Origin of the sequence: Lactococcus sp. EKM203L (assembly GCF_011800585.1) — a bacterium.
GTDB lineage: Bacteria > Bacillota > Bacilli > Lactobacillales > Streptococcaceae > Lactococcus > Lactococcus lactis.
The window spans coordinates 112,885-130,708 of record NZ_JAALEQ010000002.1 but is presented as its reverse complement, the minus strand read 5'-3'; the positions used below and the strand labels follow the sequence as shown (position 1 = coordinate 130,708).

Annotated in this window: 18 protein-coding genes; 11 read left to right on the top strand and 7 right to left on the bottom strand. The window is 34.2% G+C overall.

From position 1 onward, the window contains the following. Positions 1–59: 59 nt before the first annotated feature. Positions 60–1,439, bottom strand: a complete 1,380-nt coding sequence (locus tag HFD15_RS03870) for an amino acid permease (protein ID WP_012897204.1) — start codon at positions 1,437–1,439, stop codon at positions 60–62. 146 nt (positions 1,440–1,585) lie between these two features. Between HFD15_RS03870 and HFD15_RS03865 the strand changes: the two genes are divergently transcribed. The 3 genes from HFD15_RS03865 (at position 1,586) to HFD15_RS03855 (ending at position 3,015) form a co-directional block, all read left to right on the top strand. After that, on the top strand, positions 1,586–1,966 hold the full coding sequence (locus HFD15_RS03865) for a YlbF family regulator (RefSeq protein WP_010905299.1): 381 nt from the start codon (positions 1,586–1,588) through the stop codon (positions 1,964–1,966). Continuing rightward, positions 1,953–2,267: a YlbG family protein gene (locus HFD15_RS03860; RefSeq protein WP_003131624.1), complete on the top strand. Its 315-nt coding sequence runs from the start codon at positions 1,953–1,955 to the stop codon at positions 2,265–2,267. The genes HFD15_RS03865 and HFD15_RS03860 overlap by 14 nt, the downstream gene beginning before the upstream one ends. 229 nt (positions 2,268–2,496) lie before the next feature. Continuing rightward, entirely contained in the window at positions 2,497–3,015 is a 519-nt protein-coding gene (locus tag HFD15_RS03855) for a hypothetical protein (protein WP_058208282.1), read from the top strand. A 64-nt stretch (positions 3,016–3,079) separates the two neighbouring features. Here the strand turns inward: HFD15_RS03855 and HFD15_RS03850 are convergent, their stop codons facing one another. Further along, entirely contained in the window at positions 3,080–3,673 is a 594-nt protein-coding gene (locus HFD15_RS03850; protein WP_010905301.1) for a CYTH domain-containing protein, read from the bottom strand. A 216-nt stretch (positions 3,674–3,889) separates the two neighbouring features. Here HFD15_RS03850 and HFD15_RS03845 point away from each other — a divergent pair, with 216 nt between their 5' ends. The 4 genes from HFD15_RS03845 (at position 3,890) to HFD15_RS03830 (ending at position 7,223) form a co-directional block, all read left to right on the top strand. Beyond that, positions 3,890–4,696 carry a DUF817 domain-containing protein gene (locus HFD15_RS03845; RefSeq protein ID WP_021723375.1) on the top strand — a complete coding sequence of 269 codons (807 nt, stop codon included), beginning with the start codon at positions 3,890–3,892 and terminating at the stop codon, positions 4,694–4,696. A gap of 187 nt (positions 4,697–4,883) precedes the next feature. Further along, positions 4,884–5,543 (top strand): GTP pyrophosphokinase family protein, encoded by a 660-nt coding sequence (locus tag HFD15_RS03840; protein ID WP_025016557.1) that lies wholly within the window; start codon positions 4,884–4,886, stop codon positions 5,541–5,543. Beyond that, positions 5,530–6,342 carry an NAD kinase gene (locus tag HFD15_RS03835; RefSeq protein WP_003131619.1) on the top strand — a complete coding sequence of 271 codons (813 nt, stop codon included), beginning with the start codon at positions 5,530–5,532 and terminating at the stop codon, positions 6,340–6,342. The genes HFD15_RS03840 and HFD15_RS03835 overlap by 14 nt, the downstream gene beginning before the upstream one ends. Continuing rightward, positions 6,342–7,223 carry an RluA family pseudouridine synthase gene (locus HFD15_RS03830; protein WP_017864117.1) on the top strand — a complete coding sequence of 294 codons (882 nt, stop codon included), beginning with the start codon at positions 6,342–6,344 and terminating at the stop codon, positions 7,221–7,223. Before HFD15_RS03835 ends, HFD15_RS03830 begins: the two co-directional genes overlap by 1 nt. 41 nt (positions 7,224–7,264) lie before the next feature. Here the strand turns inward: HFD15_RS03830 and HFD15_RS03825 are convergent, their stop codons facing one another. Then, on the bottom strand, positions 7,265–8,095 hold the full coding sequence (locus tag HFD15_RS03825) for a peptidylprolyl isomerase (RefSeq protein WP_003131617.1): 831 nt from the start codon (positions 8,093–8,095) through the stop codon (positions 7,265–7,267). A gap of 310 nt (positions 8,096–8,405) precedes the next feature. Here HFD15_RS03825 and HFD15_RS03820 point away from each other — a divergent pair, with 310 nt between their 5' ends. The 3 genes from HFD15_RS03820 to HFD15_RS03810 all read left to right on the top strand — a co-directional run bounded on the left by HFD15_RS03820 (position 8,406) and on the right by HFD15_RS03810 (position 11,743). Next, positions 8,406–9,839 (top strand): amino acid permease, encoded by a 1,434-nt coding sequence (locus HFD15_RS03820; RefSeq protein WP_010905304.1) that lies wholly within the window; start codon positions 8,406–8,408, stop codon positions 9,837–9,839. 114 nt (positions 9,840–9,953) lie between these two features. Beyond that, positions 9,954–10,766 (top strand): NADPH-dependent FMN reductase, encoded by an 813-nt coding sequence (locus HFD15_RS03815; RefSeq protein ID WP_021723379.1) that lies wholly within the window; start codon positions 9,954–9,956, stop codon positions 10,764–10,766. Continuing rightward, entirely contained in the window at positions 10,766–11,743 is a 978-nt protein-coding gene (locus HFD15_RS03810; RefSeq protein WP_058208284.1) for an FAD:protein FMN transferase, read from the top strand. The genes HFD15_RS03815 and HFD15_RS03810 overlap by 1 nt, the downstream gene beginning before the upstream one ends. Positions 11,744–11,838: 95 nt before the next feature. Here HFD15_RS03810 and lysS read toward each other — a convergent pair whose 3' ends face one another. Both lysS and HFD15_RS03800 read right to left on the bottom strand, forming a co-directional pair. After that, on the bottom strand, positions 11,839–13,323 hold the full coding sequence (lysS, locus tag HFD15_RS03805; protein WP_017864120.1) for a lysine--tRNA ligase: 1,485 nt from the start codon (positions 13,321–13,323) through the stop codon (positions 11,839–11,841). Positions 13,324–13,521: 198 nt separating this feature from the next. Continuing rightward, entirely contained in the window at positions 13,522–14,340 is an 819-nt protein-coding gene (locus tag HFD15_RS03800; RefSeq protein ID WP_021722006.1) for a LysR family transcriptional regulator, read from the bottom strand. A gap of 163 nt (positions 14,341–14,503) precedes the next feature. Between HFD15_RS03800 and HFD15_RS03795 the strand changes: the two genes are divergently transcribed. Beyond that, positions 14,504–15,499: a YeiH family protein gene (locus HFD15_RS03795; protein ID WP_080703400.1), complete on the top strand. Its 996-nt coding sequence runs from the start codon at positions 14,504–14,506 to the stop codon at positions 15,497–15,499. Positions 15,500–15,711: 212 nt separating this feature from the next. Here the strand turns inward: HFD15_RS03795 and HFD15_RS03790 are convergent, their stop codons facing one another. After that, positions 15,712–16,656, bottom strand: a complete 945-nt coding sequence (locus tag HFD15_RS03790; RefSeq protein WP_003131609.1) for an L-lactate dehydrogenase — start codon at positions 16,654–16,656, stop codon at positions 15,712–15,714. 295 nt (positions 16,657–16,951) lie between these two features. Beyond that, positions 16,952–17,773 (bottom strand): LysR family transcriptional regulator, encoded by an 822-nt coding sequence (locus HFD15_RS03785; RefSeq protein WP_167593312.1) that lies wholly within the window; start codon positions 17,771–17,773, stop codon positions 16,952–16,954. Positions 17,774–17,824: the final 51 nt, after the last annotated feature.

Sequence of the window (17,824 nt, the reverse complement as noted above, 5' to 3'; positions counted from 1 at the left end):
TTATACGCTTTTTCATTTAGTTTTTCAGAAGTCACTCTGTCTAGGAAAAGATGACTCGCTTAGATTTTTTTATAGTGCGAGTAGAGTCCAAAGAAAATTGTCCAGACAATTGCTCCCAAGGCCGGATAAAAGGTATCAGCATTGAAAAACAAAGAAGCAAAGACAATTGCAAAGATAGCTACGATAAAGGGAACGGTAATTTGAGGTTTTGGTGTCAAGAAACCTTTAGGATTGTAATCTTCAGATTTGCGATATTGCCAATAAGTGTAGAGGGTAATAAAGTAAACCACTAAAAATAAATTAGTCGTACAAGAGGCTGCAAAATCGAAAGCATTTTTTATCTGAGGAATAAGAGTCAGGACAGGAGCCAAAAGCGAGAGAGCAGTTGCCATATAAAGGGCATTGATAGGAATTCCCGCCTTAGAAAGTTTTGTAAAAGGAGTTAATCTTCCTTTGTCATGCTGTTGAGCAAGTGAGTACATATTTCGTGTTGCTGAAAATAATGAACTATTAAGCGCTGAAGCAGCAGAAGTCAGGACAACAAAGTTAATGAGCGCCGCTGCCCATTTGATTCCAATAAGTTGAAAAACCATAACAAATGGAGATTTATCAGCCGGAATATAGTGCCAGTTGAAAATAGCCATAATAGCCAAAAGTGCTCCAACATAGAAAAGTAAAATACGTACTGGAATTTGATTAATTGCTTTTGGTAAACTCTTTTTAGGATTAACTGTTTCTGCCGCAGTCATTCCAATAAATTCCATAGAAGTAAAGGCAAACATAACCATTTGTAAGGCACCCACAAAGTTCCAAGCACCGTGTGGGAAGAGTTGAAAGCCATCAAAAATGTTGTTTAGTGAAGCAGAGTCATGAACGGTTTTTCCGCTTAAAACAGTGCTATAGTGAAAATTACCAGCTACTAAAATAATCGCAGTGACAATCATTCCAATGATTGCTGCTACTTTAATCATCGCAAACCAAAATTCAGTTTCACCAAAAAAGCGAGAATTTAAAGTATTAAGTCCAAAAAGAAGAGCTAGCATGACAATTTCAATCAACCAAAGTGGAACTTGAGGAAGCCAAAATTGAATATAAGTTCCGATTGCTGTCAATTCAGAGATACAAACAAAAACAATAACTAACCAATAAGACCACTGAGTGAAGTAACCTGTCCTGACGCCTGAATATTTTGTGACAAAATTTAAAAATGAATGCTGACTAGGGTCGTTGTAAAGCATTTCTCCGATTGTTCTTAAGAAAAAGAACATCGCAATCCCAATAAGAATATAAGCAAAGATAACGCTTGGACCAGTCATTTGAATGGTTTTCCCAGCTCCTAGAAAAAGTCCGGTACCAATCGTTCCAGCAATAGCAATAAGTTGAATATGTCGGTTCTGTAAGCCCCGTTGAGCTTCATGTTTCTCTTGAAGATTTTCCAAAAGTTTTCCTCCCTTAAATTATCAGATAATTCCAATAATGTGTTAATTATTATACCAAATTAATAAATTTGTATCAAGAGTCATATTCTTTTTTGCTAAAAATAACAGTAAAGTGTATCATTTGATATTTATGATATAATAAAAATATGTTAATAATCGACCAAAATCTATTAGAAATAGATAATTTGTTGGAAAAGATAATGGACGAGTTTTTGAAATTTCCAGAAGTTGAAGCTTATCAGAAAGCTAAAGCTGATTTTATGGCAGATGAAAATTTACAAAGTCAGCTTAAAACTTTACAGGATAATTCTGAATATATCGCTTTTCGCCCAGAGCTAAGAGCGCTTCAGCATGAAATAAATTTGAATGAGAAGGTTTATGCCTTTCGTTTGGCAGAAAATGACCTTCAACAAATTTTGACAGCTTTGACTAAGAAAATTACAAATAGTATTTCGGAACAGATTTATGTTGATGAGAATTTACCGTTGAAAGGAGGGCAACATGGACGACATCATGGAAAGCATTGAGAAAAAAGAAATTCGCCCCCTTTTTATAAAGGAGCGAATTGCAGTTTATGTTTATTGCTATTCATATAAAGGAACAAGACAATTAAGTAAATTTGGAGATGTGGTTTATACAAGCCAAAAATCAAATTATAGTTTACTCTATGTCAATAATGAAAATCTTTCAGATTTATTGAGTAAATTAAAAGATTTGAAATTTGTTAAAAAGGTACGTGTGGGTCATATTAAAGAACTTGACCAAAACTTTTCTGAAGCTTTTGCTCAAACTAATCTTGCCGTTAAAGAGGAAATTGAGCGCTTGTAAGTAAGGGAATAAAAGTGAGCTCACGTGTCAATAATGTAATTGGTATTGTGTATTATTTGAGTGAGCAGACTTTTTTTGTTAATATAGTAAAAAAAGAGAGGAGACTTGGTAGAGTAATACTGCTTCATTAGATGAAGTTTGGAATTTGTAAAAAAGTTGTATTCTATAGATTCTGATTATCACTTCTTCTCAACCATGAAACGATACCCAAAACCAAGGAAGAAAAACTATGTTGGAGACTCATTATTACTTCACTCCCATTTTAGACCATTTAGAACCATTTGATCATAATGATTGGCATTTATATCCGATTGTCACTTTACCTGCGGCTAAGCAACTACGGGATGCAGAAGATTTGCCTAAAAATATTGTTTCGTTAAATGCTTGTTATGACCGTTTGCGAAAAGTATCACTTGATTATCTAACTGTAAATCTTTACGGACGAAAACAAGGAAGAGCTTTTCTCTTATTGTTGCAGGATGTTTTAGAAGAAACGACGATTTTAGATTATACAGTTCAAGTTCGTCAGCAGATTTTGAAAGAAATCGGCGTGTCTACTCTGAATTTTATGGAATATCGTTCTTTTGCTAAAAGACATCTCTCTTTAATGTTAAAAGATTTTAGAAAAAATGATTTTCAAGCCTCTCCAGCAAGTCTGATTATGACTAATGAGGAATGTTTGAAAATTGAAGATTGTCCTCATGCCCTCTTACAACAATACTTAGAACAAATTGAAAAAACTGCCTGATACTTGTCAGACATTTTTTTTATAAAAAAATACTGACAGGATTCTGTCAGTAAAATTTTAAAAATTATTTTCGTAAATGTCTTAAACAGTCTAAAAAACGAACAACTTTGGATTTTGAAAAACGATATTCAACTCGATTTTTATCTAAAAAGTCAAAAAAGTCTTTTTTCCCTTGTTTGCTGTCATCTACTTCAAGCTCAAGCTCATAATCAGTATGCCCTAGATAATCATTCTTGTCTAATGCAGCAAGCCCAATTGGAAGATGTTGCTCATAACGAATCGTCGTCAAACTTCCAATTAAAGTGATTTCCTCAAGATTAATATCTCTTGCAGTCAGTAACTCACAGATTTCACTTAAATCAGTCTCTCCACAGACAATATTTCGCTCGCCAAGGAGTTGTTGAGCTTCTTCAAGACTGAGATCAATATTATATTCAATATTTCCAACTTCTTGCGGAACTTTTAAAGTCATTTCTGCGGACTTATCAAAAGTTCTAATACGCAAAGCCAATTTTTTCTTGCGTAATTTAAAATCTTTTGAATCTAAGTAGTGGTTAGTTTGCCTAACAGGGGTTACGTGAGTAAAGAGTTTTTTGAGCTGGTCATACTCAGCCAGCGACAATAGCGACTTATACTCAATCTCCAAATTCGTACTCATTAATTAATTTTTAAGATAATTTTCTAAAGAAAATATCTTTCCTTTCAGTTGGGTTAAACGATATATTAATTAAAAGTATATCAAAAGGCTGACTATAAGTAAAGTTGCGCCCTAAGTTGAAGAAAGAGAAAAGCTGGCTCAAAGCAGAGAAACAAAGGGAAGTTTTAAAAATGAAGGAGACTAGACAAGGACTGAAAATATGATAGAATTAAGGCTATGGAAAAAGTAGAAGAGAAATATCATTTAAAAGATTTTTGGGATTTTGGTTTGAAACAATTTCGGTCAGCAATTTTTGGAATTACCATTATTCTGTCATTAATTGTGACTACCTTCATCAAAATTCCACATCTTGCACGTTATGACACTTTATTGATTTGTGTCATCGTCATTCAAATGATACTTTTGGTCAGCAAATATGAGCGAGCTTATGATTTAATTCCAATCATGGTCTTCCATGTTTTGGGAATGATTTTAGAAATATTTAAAGTAAAGCATGGGAGTTGGTCCTATCCAGATGCCGGCTTATTTAAAATTATGGATGTTCCCTTATACAGTGCTTTTATGTACTCGGCAATTGGCTCATATATTGTTCGGGCAATAAAAGAGTTTGATTTAGAAGCAATCAATTGGCCGCATTGGTTGATGTCCATTGGTATTTCTGTTCTTATTTATCTCAACTTTTTTAGTGGAACATTTGGCTTTGATTTCAGAAATATCTTTTATCTCTTTATTTTAATGATTTTCTGGAAAACTAAATTTTCTTTTGTATTGCGGACAAAACGTTATCAAATGCCGGCAATTTTGAGTTTCTTTTTAATCGGTCTCTTTATTTATTTTGCAGAGAATATTGGTTCTTATTTTAGTGCTTGGACTTATTCTTATCAGTTAAAAGCTTGGCAATTTGTTGATTTAGGTAAAATCTCTTCATGGACTTTATTGATTATCGTTTCAATCATTATTGTTATTGAACTACAGAGATATTTTTCAAAAAAGATAAAAGTAAAAAATATAATTAAGAACTAAAAAGGGCAAAATGATTGCTCTTTTTTTATTGAAATTTAAAGCATTTAAGTAGCAATAATGTGAATAAAGCAAACTTATGTTAAAATATTAGATGTGATTCTAATAAATATAGAAGTCAGAAATCGTTTAAGATTTAAATACTCAAAAAAGGAGTATGTGAGAGCAATTGCTTTTGCAAAGTGAAAAAATGTTTAATTGGGAAGAATTCTTGGACCCTTATATCCAAACAGTTGGTGAGTTAAAAATAAAATTTCGGGGCGTTCGTAAGCAATATTTGAAGAAAGGACTTTATTCTCCGATTGAATTTGTTACGGGGCGCGTGAAACGTCGAGAATCAATCAGAAATAAGGCCAAACTTCGTGGTTACACACGAGAAAACTTAGCTGAAATGGAAGATATTGCTGGTGTTCGAGTGATGGTCCAGTTTGTTGATGATGTTTGGGATGTATTGGAGCTTTTACGTAAACGCAAAGATTTTAAAATTATTGAAGAACGTGATTATATTAATAACCAAAAAGCTTCTGGTTACCGTTCTTATCATGTAATTGTTGAATATCCAATTGATACAATTGATGGTTTCCAAATTGTCAATGCTGAAATTCAAATTAGAACTTTAGCCATGAATTTTTGGGCAACGATTGAACACTCCCTTAATTACAAGTACGGGGGCTTGATTCCTGAGGATGTCAAGGCAAGATTGACTAATGCAGCGCGTGAAGCTGCTCAACTTGATTTGGAAATGGGTGAAATCCGTGAGGATATTCAAGAAGCACAGTTACTTTTTGATAGTCCTCAGCAAAAACAAGACTTTAAAAAAGAAAATGGTGAAGAAAATGAACTTTGGTAAAAAAGTCTGGCTTATTGGAAATTCGAGTGAAAAATCCAAAAAAACGCTCAATAAATTGAGCAAGATTTTGAAAGCTGAACATTTCGTTTTTGATGATATTAATCCTGAAATTGTGATTTCAGTTGGAGGAGATGGGACGCTTCTAAGAGCAATGCACATGTACGAATATCAGCTAGATCGTGTGCGATTTTTGGGTGTTCATACGGGGCATTTGGGCTTTTATACTGATTTTACTGACGAAGATTTGTTTGAAGTCGTAGAGGCTCTTTATGATGAAAATCCAGCTCAAGCGATTCACTATCCACTCATTCGTGTTCAAGTTAGTTTTACTGACGGATATCAAATTGTACGACATGTTCTCAATGAAGCAACGATTCGACGTGCAAGTAAAACGATGGTTGGGGATGTTAGAATTTCTGATTATCTTTTTGAACGTTTTCGTGGGGACGGCTTGTCAATTTCAACTCCAACAGGTTCAACGGCTTATAATAAATCAATTGGAGGAGCCGTTGTTCATCCGCGGGTAAAAGCAATGCAAGTTGCTGAAATTGCAAGTTTGAACAATGTCGTTTATCGAACATTAGGTTCACCAATGATTGTAGCTGAGAAAGATACAATTACCGTTTGTCCTGCGCCAGAGGATGATTATAGTTTGACTTTTGATCAGTTGACTTTTGAATACAAAAATATCAAATCAATTGAGTTTTCTTTGGATGGAACAACGATTTCTTTTGCAAATTGTGCTCACACACCATTTTGGGAACGGGTCAGTAAGTCCTTTATTGGGGAGGTTGAGTAATGCAGTTTGCTTTTAGAAACGAGATTGAAGGAAGCATGGTTAAATCAATGCTAAGCCGTCACGGTATTTCTAGGAGATTGCTGACAAAAGTAAAATTTGATGGTGGAAAAATAACAGTTAATGGTCAGGAAAAAAATGCCATTTATCGTCTGGAAAAGGATGATTTGGTGACGGTCACAGTCCCAGATGAGCCAGATAATGAAAAGTTAATTCCTGATGATTTTCCACTCAATGTCCTATTTGAAGATGACCACTATTTAGTGGTTGAAAAGCCAGCAGGCAAGCCATCAATTACAGGGTCCTTGCATCCGACTGGTGCCATGTCAAATGCTGTCAAAGGATATATTAGTCAAAAAAATTATGCTAATCAAACGGTGCATATTATCACTAGACTAGACCGTGATACCAGTGGAATCATGTTTTTAGCTAAACATCGTTATGCACATGCTTTAATGAATCAACATAAATTTCGCGACACGATGGAAAAACGCTATTTTGCTATTGTAAATGGCCAAGATTTGCCAGATTCTGGTCGAATTGATTTACCAATTGGACGTCGTGATGATTCGATTATTCAAAGGCAAGTTCGCTTTGATGAAAAAGCAAAAGATGCCCTGACTTCTTACGTTGTTGCTGAGCGAAAAAATGATTTAGCCCTTCTTGATATTATTTTGCATACAGGCAGAACTCACCAAATTCGTGTTCATTTTTCTCATTTGGGTTATCCTTTAATTGGTGATGATTTATACGGTGGAAATCATGATTTGATTTCACGTCAAGCCCTTCACTGTCATCATTTACAGTTCTTAAATCCTTTTACTGACGAAATGGTTCATGTTGAATTAGACATGCCAGAAGATATGAAAAACTTATTGAAATAAAAAAGTTACTGACAGATTTTCTGTCAGTAACTTTTTATTTATTAAAATTTCCAGTTTTTAAGAATTTTAACAGATTTAATTTTTACAGGGTCAACAGGAGATGAAGCTTCGCCAGAACCACTTGATGTAACCTCGGCTTTAGCGATTTTATCAACGACATCCATTCCTGAGATAACTTGACCAAAGACAGTGTAACTTCCGTCTAAACTAGGGTATCCCCCTTTTTTATAAGCATCAATTATTTTTTGAGGATATTTAGTCTTGTCTTGAATTTGACTGGTCATATCTTGGGAATTTTGCACAATGAAAAATTGTGAACTGCTAGAGCTTGCTTGGCCGGTATTTGCTAAAGCAAGTGCGCCGCGGATATTGTACAGTTGATTAGAAATTTCAGTATCAAATGTTTTCCCACCAAAAATTGAAGCAGTACCAGTTCCTTGATTAGAAGGGTCACCAGATTGAATCATGAAATCTTTGATGACACGGAAGAATTCATTGTTTTTGTAGTAACCATTTTTGGCAAGAACAAGGAAATTTTGAACCGCATTAGGGGCCAATTTAGGGAAAAGTTTAATATTGATATTTCCAGCAGTCGTTTTAATTTCGACCTCAGCTTCATCCTCAGCAACAGTTGTAGAAAGTTGTGGCAAAGTCAAATCATTAAGGGCAGTTGTAGAATTTTTTACTGCATCATGTAATTTATAATTTGTTGGATAATCAACTTTTTGGCTTGAAGAAGTGCTTGTACTACTTGCTGTATTATCAGTTGTTTTTGGACGATTTGCAAAGAAAACAAGGAGTCCAACGACAATAACTAAGACAATCCCAAAGATTGTAAAAAGAATTGTATTATTTTTTTTATTCGTATTCATAGGAATATTTTAACATAAAAATGAGTAATTATAAATTTTTATCAAATTAATTCTTGCAATTTCCAAAAAAAAGGTATAGAATATAGAAAAATCACGAAAGGAGAATCACGAAATGAATAACTTCTCATTACGCCATCATCATTTGCATAGATAAGAGTTGTGTCATACAGTAGGTATAGATACAGCTTTAGAGTACGCTCAAGTATCTATGCCGGTGATTCTCAAGAGACCGGTTGTAAAGACAACTGGTCTTTTTATTTGTTCGTGCTCTGGTTTGTAGAAAAAAACAAGAGATTAGAAAGCAAAGATTATGGAAAATCAAAATCAGGTCAAGCGCAACCTTAAACAGCGCCACATCACCATGATTGCATTGGGTGGTACAATTGGAACAGGTTTATTTTTAACCTCAGGAGCAACAATTAGTCAAGCAGGTCCCTGGGGCGCAGTTCTTGCTTATTGTTTTATTGGTATTATGGTTTACTTCGTAATGACTTCCTTAGGTGAGATGGCGACATATTTGCCTACCTCAGGTTCATTCTCCGATTATGGCGGTCGTTATGTTGATCCTGCTTTTGGCTTTGCATTAGGGTGGAACTATTGGCTCAATGGAGCGATTACCATTGCCGTGGATTTAACGACAGCAGGATTGATTACGCAGTTTTGGTTCCCGCACCTTCCGTCTTGGATATTTTCAGGAATTGCGACGGTCTTAATTTTTATTATTAATGTTATGGCGGTTGGAGCATTCGGGGAAACAGAATATTGGTTATCAACGATTAAAGTGATTACGATTGTCCTCTTTTTAGCTATTGGTTTACTTACCATTTTTGGAGTTTTGGGACAAGGAAATGTTGATGTCGTTGCCAATTTAAGTGCTGGCAATCATGGCTTTGTTGGTGGAATTTCAGGATTTGTTGGAGTTTTACTTATTGCCGGATTCTCTTTTCAAGGAACTGAGCTTTTAGGGATTACCGCAGGTGAATCTGAAGACCCAGGTAAGTCAATTCCTAAAGCAATGAACTCTATTTTCTGGCGTATCTTACTTTTTTACATCTTTTCAATCATTGTGATTGCTGCAATTATCAATTTTAAAGACCCTCGCTTGTTAAATCCAAATTCGACAGCTGTCATGAGTCCATTTACTATTGTCTTTAAAAATATTGGCTTTGCAGTTGCAGCTTCAGTTATGAATGCGGTCATTCTTACTTCGGTAATTTCATCAGCAAATTCAGTAATGTATGCTTCAACACGTATTCTTTATTCATTGGGACAAGAAAAAGGCGCACCAAAATTCTTTGGACGAACAGCAAAAAATGGAATTCCTTTTTATGCCCTATTAGCCACAACAATTATTTGTTTTATTGCTTTCTTAACTGGAATATTTGGAACGCAAATTTATCTTTTCTTGGTTGATTTATCATCACTAACAGGATTTCTTGCTTGGCTTGGAATTTCTATCAGTCATATCCGTTTTAGAAGAGCCTATATTGCTCAAGGGAAAAAATTGGAAGATCTTCCTTACAAAGCTAAATGGTTCCCATTTGGTCCAATTGTTGCGCTCTTGATGACTGCGGCAATTGCCATTAATCTTGACCCAGCCATGCTCTTTAGTGAGCACTGGGGTGAAGGCTTAGCTTTATACGCTGCAATTCCTATTTTCATTATTCTTTATTTTGGTTATAAATGGAAGTATAATACAAAAATTATTCCACTTGAAGAAGTAGATTTGAGTCGGGAAAAATAATATCTGAATCACAATTCGTATAGAGTTGTGGTTTTTTATTTATAATATAAAGAGAAGTAAGGACATTTTTTAAGAGTTACTTACCCAAAATTACCAAGTGAAAGAGGAAATGGGATGAAGTTTATCGCCATTGTTGGGACCAATGCTAGTTTTTCTTATAATCGAAAACTCCTTTGGTACATGAAAAAACATTTTACAAAAGAAGCACAAATTGAAATAGTAGAAATTACAGACCTGCCACTATTTTCTGAGGATATCAGAGAAATTCCTGAAGGGGTTCAGAAAATTGCAGAGGCAATAAGAGAAGCGGATGGTTTGATTTTTTCAACGCCTGAATATGATCATGCGATTACTGCTGCTTTGAAATCATTGATAGAATGGCTGTCATGGATAAAACCTCAGCCATTGAACAGTCTACCGGTTATGATTGTTGGGGTTTCTCTTGGAAATATGGGAACTGTTTTTGCCCAAGAAAACCTTCGACAAATTTTGAGTTCACCGGGTCTGGATGCTTTTGTTTTACCTTCCAATCAATTTCTTTTAGGACGAGCAGCTGAAGCATTTAATCAACAAGATGAATTGATCGATGAACGGACAATTAGCTGGTTGGAGCATTGTTTTAATAATTTTATGATTTACAGTAAAACATTAAAACCGATGAGATTTCCTTCGCCAAAAAAAGAGAATAATAAAGAAATAATTGAGAGTGAGGAAAGTAAAAACTCTACAGAAACCGATGAAGTTTGGTGGACTAAAGAAACGAATCAAGGATTGCCAGTTCTTTCCGATGCAGATACAGGAGCTTCTGAGTATGAAGAAGTGATTGAACCTGAAAATTCGGCCTATCTACAATTTTTGGAAGAGGGAGAAACTTGGGAGTTTGATGATATTGGAGAATTAAGAGGAAAATCGGAAGAAGAAGACTGATGAAAATTTTAGAAAAAAAGTCAACCTTGAAAATTTCCAAAACTTATCGAGCTTTAGGGACAGTCATTAGCTTAACAATTTATGGTCATCAAGACGAGGAGCTATTAGATAAAACTTATCAATTAATCAAGTATTATGAGCAGCTTTTTACGGTAAATCGTGACCAATCAGAATTGATGGCTGTCAATCATAAAGCAGGAATAGAGCCTGTTCAAGTATCAGGAGTAGTTTATGGCTTAACAAAAATAGCGCTTGAAAAAAGCAAGGAAGCATTTGGTTTTAATGCAGCAATTGGTCCTCTCGTTAAACTTTGGCATATTGGCTTTTCAGACGCTAAATTGCCAACTCAAGCAGAAATAGATGAAAAGTTAAAAATAATTAATCCAGATAGGATTATTCTAAGGGATGATGAATTTTCAATATTTTTGCCAGAAAAAGGGATGGAAATTGACTTAGGAGCGATAGCAAAAGGTTATATTGCCGACCGGATTAAAGATTTTTGGGATGCTTACGCTATTTCCTCCGGCATCATTAATCTAGGAGGAAATCTTCTATTGGTGGGAGAAGCTCCGCATCAGACAGATAAAAAATGGCGCATAGGCATTAGAAATCCTTTAACTAATGATAAAAAACCTGTGCTACAGCTTTTGTCTGGTGAAGGTTCTGTTGTGACTTCGGGAATTTCTGAGCGTTACTTGAAAGTGAATGATAAGATTTACCATCATATTATTGACTCCAAAACAGGTTATCCACACCATAATCAGCTGGCCAGTGTTACTGTTTTATCCCAAAAATCAATTGATGGTGAAATTGAAACGACCCGATTATTTTTTGCTGACGGTCCAATTGGAAATTGGCTGACAGAAAATCCGGAAGTTTATGGCGCTATTTTTATTAGTAAAGATAAGAAAATAAAAGCCGTTGGAATTCCCCAAAGTCAGATTTATGTTGCTGATCAAAGTTTTGAATTTGAATAAGTTAAAATTTAAGTGTAGATAATTTCTGTCAGTACTTTTGCCAATAAAAATTTACTGACAGAAATAAAAAAACCGCCAAAAGCGGTTTTTATTTTTTATTTCATAGTTGGGAAAAGCAAAACGTCACGGATTGAAGTTGTGCCAGTAAAGAGCATCACTAAGCGATCAATCCCGATACCGAGTCCACCTGTTGGTGGCATACCGTGTTCGAGTGCTTCAACATAATCGTAATCGACACCAGTTGCTTCATCATCCCCAAGTTCTTTAGCTTTAGCTTGAGCTTCAAAACGTTCCAATTGGTCAATTGGGTCATTCAATTCGCTGAAAGCATTGGCGTATTCTTTACCGTTGATGAAAAGTTCAAAACGGTCAGTAAAACGTGGGTCTTTTTCATTCATTTTAGCAAGTGGTGAAATTTCTTTTGGATGACCAAAAACGAAAGTAGGTTGAATCAAAGTTTCTTCAACATATTTTTCAAAGAATTCGTTAATGATATGACCAACAGAAGTGAAATGTTTTTCAACATGAATATCATGTTCTTTAGCAAGAGCTGTTGCTTCTTCAAAAGTCATCTCAGGCCAGAAATCAACTCCAGAAACTTCCTTGATGGCATCAACCATGTGAACACGTTTGAATTTTCCACCAACATTAATTTCTTTACCATCGTATTCAAGAACATCTTGACCAACCACTGTTTTAGCAACATGTTGGAAGATTCCTTCTGTCAAATCCATGATATCTTCAAAATCAGCATAAGCTTCATAAGATTCCATTGTTGTGAATTCTGGATTATGAGTCATATCCATTCCTTCGTTACGGAAGACACGGCCAAGTTCATAAACTTTTTCCATTCCACCAACAATCAAACGTTTCAAGTGTAATTCAGTTGCAATACGAAGCGCCATATCAATATCAAGACTGTTATGATGTGTGTAGAATGGACGAGCAGCAGCACCACCGGCTTCGTTGTTAAGTACTGGAGTTTCAACTTCAAGATATCCACGACCATCCATATAACGACGGATTTCACTGATAATTTTAGAACGAGTGACAAAACGATTGAAGCTTTCTTTATTTGAAATCAAATCCAAATAACGTTTACGATAACGTGTTTCAGTGTCAGTCAAACCATGGAATTTTTCAGGCAAAGGACGAAGCGCTTTTGAGAGGAAAGTCAATTTTTTTGCTTTAATTGACAATTCACCCATGTCAGTTTTCATGATTTCGCCTTCAACACCAAGGAAATCTCCGAGGTCAGCTTTTTTGAAAATTTCATAATTTTCTTCGCCGACTTCATCTTTACGAACATAAAGTTGAATTTGGCCTTCGCGGTCTTGAAGATGGGCGAAACCGACTTTACCTTTACCACGTTTAGTCATCAAACGACCAGCGACAATTCCTGAAAGTGCAAGTTCATGCAATTCTTCTTTCGTCTTTTCGTCATAAGCTTCGTGTAGTTCTTGTGAGTTGTGCGTACGTGTAAATTTATGTCCAAATGGGTCAATTCCCGCTTCGCGCAGGTTTTCCATTTTTTCACGTCGGACTTTCATTTGGTCATTAAGTTCTTCGATTTCAGCCAAAATAGTACTCCTTGTAATTTTTTATTCTCTCTATTTTAACATATTTTCAAAAAATTAACAGAAATTTTTTTGTCAGTAAACGCTTTAAGCATAGGCTTGAGAAGATTTTTTTACTGTCAGTAAAAAATGCTGATAAAATGACTGACAGAAATTTAGAAAATGATGAATGACCTTAAAGAATTTCTGTCAGTAAATTTTTTAAAACTCACTTAAATTTTTGATTTTTTTAATCACAGTTTTGAGCAATTTGTCTTGTTCAGACAAAAAAGAAAGACCATAAAAAATGCGTTGATAACGTTCGCCAAGACCTTGAAAAGCAATATTTTCATTAATAAATCGTTTTGAAATCAATGACAGGCCAATGCCAGCCTTAAGTTGACTGACAATCATATCATTGTTATTGACGCTGACCAAATTCTTTGGATTAAGATTATTTTCTTTAAGATAATTATGTGTATAATGAGCCACACCAGACCCTGCTTCGCGAATAAAAAAGATGTCACTTTCTGGATTGCCAGCAAGAACGAGTTCATCTTTAAAAAGTGGGAAAGTTTCGATGGTTTCATCCATCATCGGTTTTTCAATAATTCCAAAATGAATTTCATGATTACGAATTAAATCAAAAACCTCTTGAGAATCAAGCATCATTAATTCAATGTTAAGTTGTTCAAGTTCAGGAATTAAATTTTTAAAAATCAAAGGTAAAACAGTAGTTGCTGAACTATGGGAAGCAGCAATTTTAAAAGGTTTACGACTAGGTGTCTGATTTTTTAGGGAAAATTGTAATTCATTCCAATCATTGAGCGTTTTTAAAGCCTTAGGATAAAGAAGGTGGGCACTTTCTGTGGGAATTACTTCTTGGTGTTGCCCTCTTGAAAAAAGGTGAACTTTTAGTTCTTCCTCCAATTTTTTAATTCTAACAGTTGCGGTTGGCTGTGAAATAAAACATTGATTAGCAGCTCTGGTAAAGCTTTTGGTTTCAAACACAGCAATAAAAGTTTCGAGTAAAGCGAACATAAATCTTCCTTTAATTAATAAAAGTAATTTTAAAAATGATAATAATTTATTTTACAAAATAAAGGAGATTGTGTAAACTAATTGATGCTAGACAATTAAAAAAGGAAAAAGTAGAAAAATGTTAAAATTAAAAAATTATATTAAAAATGATAGACAGGCCATAATGAGTATTTTGCCAGGCTTTCTGCTCTCCTTTGCCATTGCTATAGTAAGTTATTTACTCAATCGTTTCATCTTCCATAGTTTAGGTTCAGCAACCATTGCAATATTATTAGGAATTATTTTAGGTAATTTGTACTTCAAACAAGTCACTTTGTTTGCAGGAACAGCTTGGTCAGAAAAAAAACTTCTGGAATTTTCAGTGATGTTTTTAGGGGCCACAGTCACTTTCCAAACCATTGGTAAGTTAGGATTCTCCGGAGTAGGATTTATACTAATACAAATGATTTCAACAATTATTTTTGTTTTGTTTATGGGTAAAAAACTAGGATTTTCTGCTAATGTTTCTGCCCTAATGGCTTCTGGGAATGCAGTTTGTGGTTCATCAGCAATTGCCGCAGTTGAACCAGTTATTGGAGCTGAAACCAGTGAGAAAAGAACATCGATTGCGATGGTCAATCTTATGGGAACTATTTTAATGCTAAGTCTTCCATTTTTAGGAACTTGGATATTCGGTAATAATGATTTATTAAGGGGGGCACTGATTGGTGGAACAGAACAATCTGTTGGTCAAGTCGTTGCTTCAGCAACAATGGTAAATCCAAACACAACAACCTTAGCCACTCTATTTAAAATTATGCGAATTATCATGCTCGTTTTTGTTGTTTTATATTTTGGTTTCAGAAGTAAAAAACAAAAAATAAATGAACAAGGACCTACTCAAATAAAAATTAAAAGAAATTCTTTTTTACCATGGTATGTTCTTGGTTTCTTAGTGCTTTGTACTTTAGATACATTGATTCATTTTGTGCCGGAAGTTTCAGCTACCGCAAAATTTCTATCCGGTTGGTGTGAAACCATTGCCTTAGCTGCTATTGGTTTACGACTAAATTTGGTTGAATTTATAAAAGCAGGAAAAAAATTACTGATTTATGGTTTATCTACTTTAGTCTTTCAAGTAGTTCTTGCACTTATTTTAATAAGCCTTTTAATCAAATAATTAGAATTAAAACAATAATAAAGTCATTAAACCAGATATTTAGTGACTTTTTTGTGCTAATTATTATCAGTTAAATTTTTGAACCTAGTAAAAAATTATTAATCAATCGGACTCATTAATGTTAAACCAGATTAATCCCCAAAGTGAAGCAATGACTAAAAAGAGTAGAGCAAGCATTTTATTTTCCTTTATATTTGTAAGGTTTGGATAGATTACTTAATAGATTCTATTACCTCTTTAAGTTGACTGACAGATTTTTCAAATTGTTTCTTTTCATAAGCATCAATATTTAGTTCAATGATTTCTCTAACACCATTTTGATTTACAATAGATGGAACACCGGTAAAGACACCTTCTTGACCATATTCACCACGTAAATAGGCAGAAACTGGTAGAATTGCTTGTTCATTATTTAAGATGGCTTTGACAATTCTAGCTGTACTCATTCCAATGCCGTAATAAGTAGCCTGTTTTTTATCAATAATCTCATAGGCAGCATTTTTTACCTTATTTGACAAATTAGACAAATCTTCAACCCCTATTTTTTTATTTTTAACAATAAATTCAAGAATAGGTTTTCCACCTACCGTCGTGTGTGACCAAACTGCAACTTCAGAATCGCCATGTTCGCCAATAATATATCCATGAACGCTCCGTGGATCAATTTCTAGCTTTGTGGCCAACTCTTTTCTAAAACGAGTAGTATCCAAAGTTGTACCAGTTCCGACAATTCGAGATTGATCAAGACCAGAAGTTTCCCAAGCGACATAGGTAAGAATATCCACAGGATTTGAAGCAATTACAAAAATACCATCAAAACCTGAGTCCATAACCTGAGTCACGATTGAGCGCATAATTTTAGCATTTGTATTAACCAAATCTAAACGTGATTGACCTGGTTTTTGATTCACACCAGCCGTAACGACCACAATATCAGCATTTTTACAATCCTTGTAATCTCCAGCTCTCACAATAACATTTTCTTGCCCCCAAGAAACGCCATCTAATAAATCTAAGGCTTCACCCTCAGCTTTATCCTGATTAACATCTATCAAAACCAACTCATTAACAAGTCCTTGATTAATCATTGAATAAGCAATACTTGTTCCAACAAAACCTGTTCCTATAACAACTACTTTTCTGCTTGTAATTTTCATTTTTAGCTCCTTTTCAATTTATGTATATTTTTTTTATAAAGCCTATCTGTTAAAAAGCCAAAGATAACTAATCATAGTACATAAAATTAAAATGATAGAAATTACAAAACTAATGATGATAAAAGCCAATTCTATCTCCTCCTTCAACCCCTTTTTCTGATGTCTTTTATAAAATCTATAATTATTTTATCTCTATTTTTATAATGTGTAAAATGAATTTATTTTATCATTATTATTAATAAAAATAATAAAAAAACAAAAGCAGTTTGCTCATGTTTTTCTATTTTTATTAATTCTAATGAATTTCGGTTTCTTTTTTTATTTTACTAATTAATTTTTGAATCATAGGGTCTTTTTCTTCATCAAAAGAAACTCCTAGAAACTCTCTATGATAATTACTCCCAAGTTCTTGATAAGGGATATCATCAGTTAAAAATGATTTAGAAATTAAAGAAGAACCTAAGCCTGCTTTGATATGGGAAATAATCATCTCATTGCTATTCATACGAACAATGTTTCTTTGAGCAGAAGGAGCGGATTTGAGATATCTTTTGATATAATATCCAATTCCTGAACCAGATTCTCTGGTAAAGAATGTTTCTGAATCCGTATTTCCAGCAAGTACTAATTCATCTAAAAATAAAGGAAATGTTTCGGTTTGATCGCTAATGAGTAATCGCTCAATGATTCCAAAATGTAAATCATGATTTGCAACTAATTCAAATACTTTTTCTGAGTCATACATATTAATTTCTACATCTAAATGTTCCAACTCGCCTTCAAATACTTTAAAGATTCTTGGCATAATACTTAGAGCAGCACTGTGTGAAACCCCAATTTTGAAAGGATGTTTTGCAAGAGATTTTTTTTGAACTTCAGCTTGGTCTTCCTCCCATTTTTTTAGATAGGCAATAGCTTTGGGATAGAATAATATGGCGGCTTCAGTCGGAATGATTTCTTGGTGTTTTCCTCTTAAAAATAATGTTGATTTTAATTCTTCTTCGAGTTTCTTAATTCTCACGGTTACAGTGGGTTGGGAAATAAATAAATATTTTCCAGCTAAGGTAAAACTTTTAGTTTCATAAACGATGATAAAGGTCTCAAATAATGAAAACATGTGATTTTCTCCCTAAAATACAAAAATAGCAAATTATTTTTTTTAATTTAT

Coding starts and splice junctions, on each gene's coding strand:
- HFD15_RS03860 (WP_003131624.1), top strand. CDS start 1,953: ATGGAAAGCATTGAGAAAAAAGAAATTCGCCCCCTTTTTATAAAGGAG.
- HFD15_RS03840 (WP_025016557.1), top strand. CDS start 4,884: ATGTTTAATTGGGAAGAATTCTTGGACCCTTATATCCAAACAGTTGGT.
- HFD15_RS03815 (WP_021723379.1), top strand. CDS start 9,954: ATGAAGTTTATCGCCATTGTTGGGACCAATGCTAGTTTTTCTTATAAT.
- HFD15_RS03835 (WP_003131619.1), top strand. CDS start 5,530: ATGAACTTTGGTAAAAAAGTCTGGCTTATTGGAAATTCGAGTGAAAAA.
- HFD15_RS03795 (WP_080703400.1), top strand. CDS start 14,504: ATGAGTATTTTGCCAGGCTTTCTGCTCTCCTTTGCCATTGCTATAGTA.
- HFD15_RS03785 (WP_167593312.1), bottom strand. CDS start 17,773: ATGTTTTCATTATTTGAGACCTTTATCATCGTTTATGAAACTAAAAGT.
- HFD15_RS03830 (WP_017864117.1), top strand. CDS start 6,342: ATGCAGTTTGCTTTTAGAAACGAGATTGAAGGAAGCATGGTTAAATCA.
- HFD15_RS03845 (WP_021723375.1), top strand. CDS start 3,890: ATGGAAAAAGTAGAAGAGAAATATCATTTAAAAGATTTTTGGGATTTT.
- HFD15_RS03855 (WP_058208282.1), top strand. CDS start 2,497: ATGTTGGAGACTCATTATTACTTCACTCCCATTTTAGACCATTTAGAA.
- HFD15_RS03820 (WP_010905304.1), top strand. CDS start 8,406: ATGGAAAATCAAAATCAGGTCAAGCGCAACCTTAAACAGCGCCACATC.
- HFD15_RS03800 (WP_021722006.1), bottom strand. CDS start 14,340: ATGTTCGCTTTACTCGAAACTTTTATTGCTGTGTTTGAAACCAAAAGC.
- HFD15_RS03825 (WP_003131617.1), bottom strand. CDS start 8,095: ATGAATACGAATAAAAAAAATAATACAATTCTTTTTACAATCTTTGGG.
- HFD15_RS03865 (WP_010905299.1), top strand. CDS start 1,586: ATGTTAATAATCGACCAAAATCTATTAGAAATAGATAATTTGTTGGAA.
- HFD15_RS03790 (WP_003131609.1), bottom strand. CDS start 16,656: ATGAAAATTACAAGCAGAAAAGTAGTTGTTATAGGAACAGGTTTTGTT.
- HFD15_RS03810 (WP_058208284.1), top strand. CDS start 10,766: ATGAAAATTTTAGAAAAAAAGTCAACCTTGAAAATTTCCAAAACTTAT.
- HFD15_RS03850 (WP_010905301.1), bottom strand. CDS start 3,673: ATGAGTACGAATTTGGAGATTGAGTATAAGTCGCTATTGTCGCTGGCT.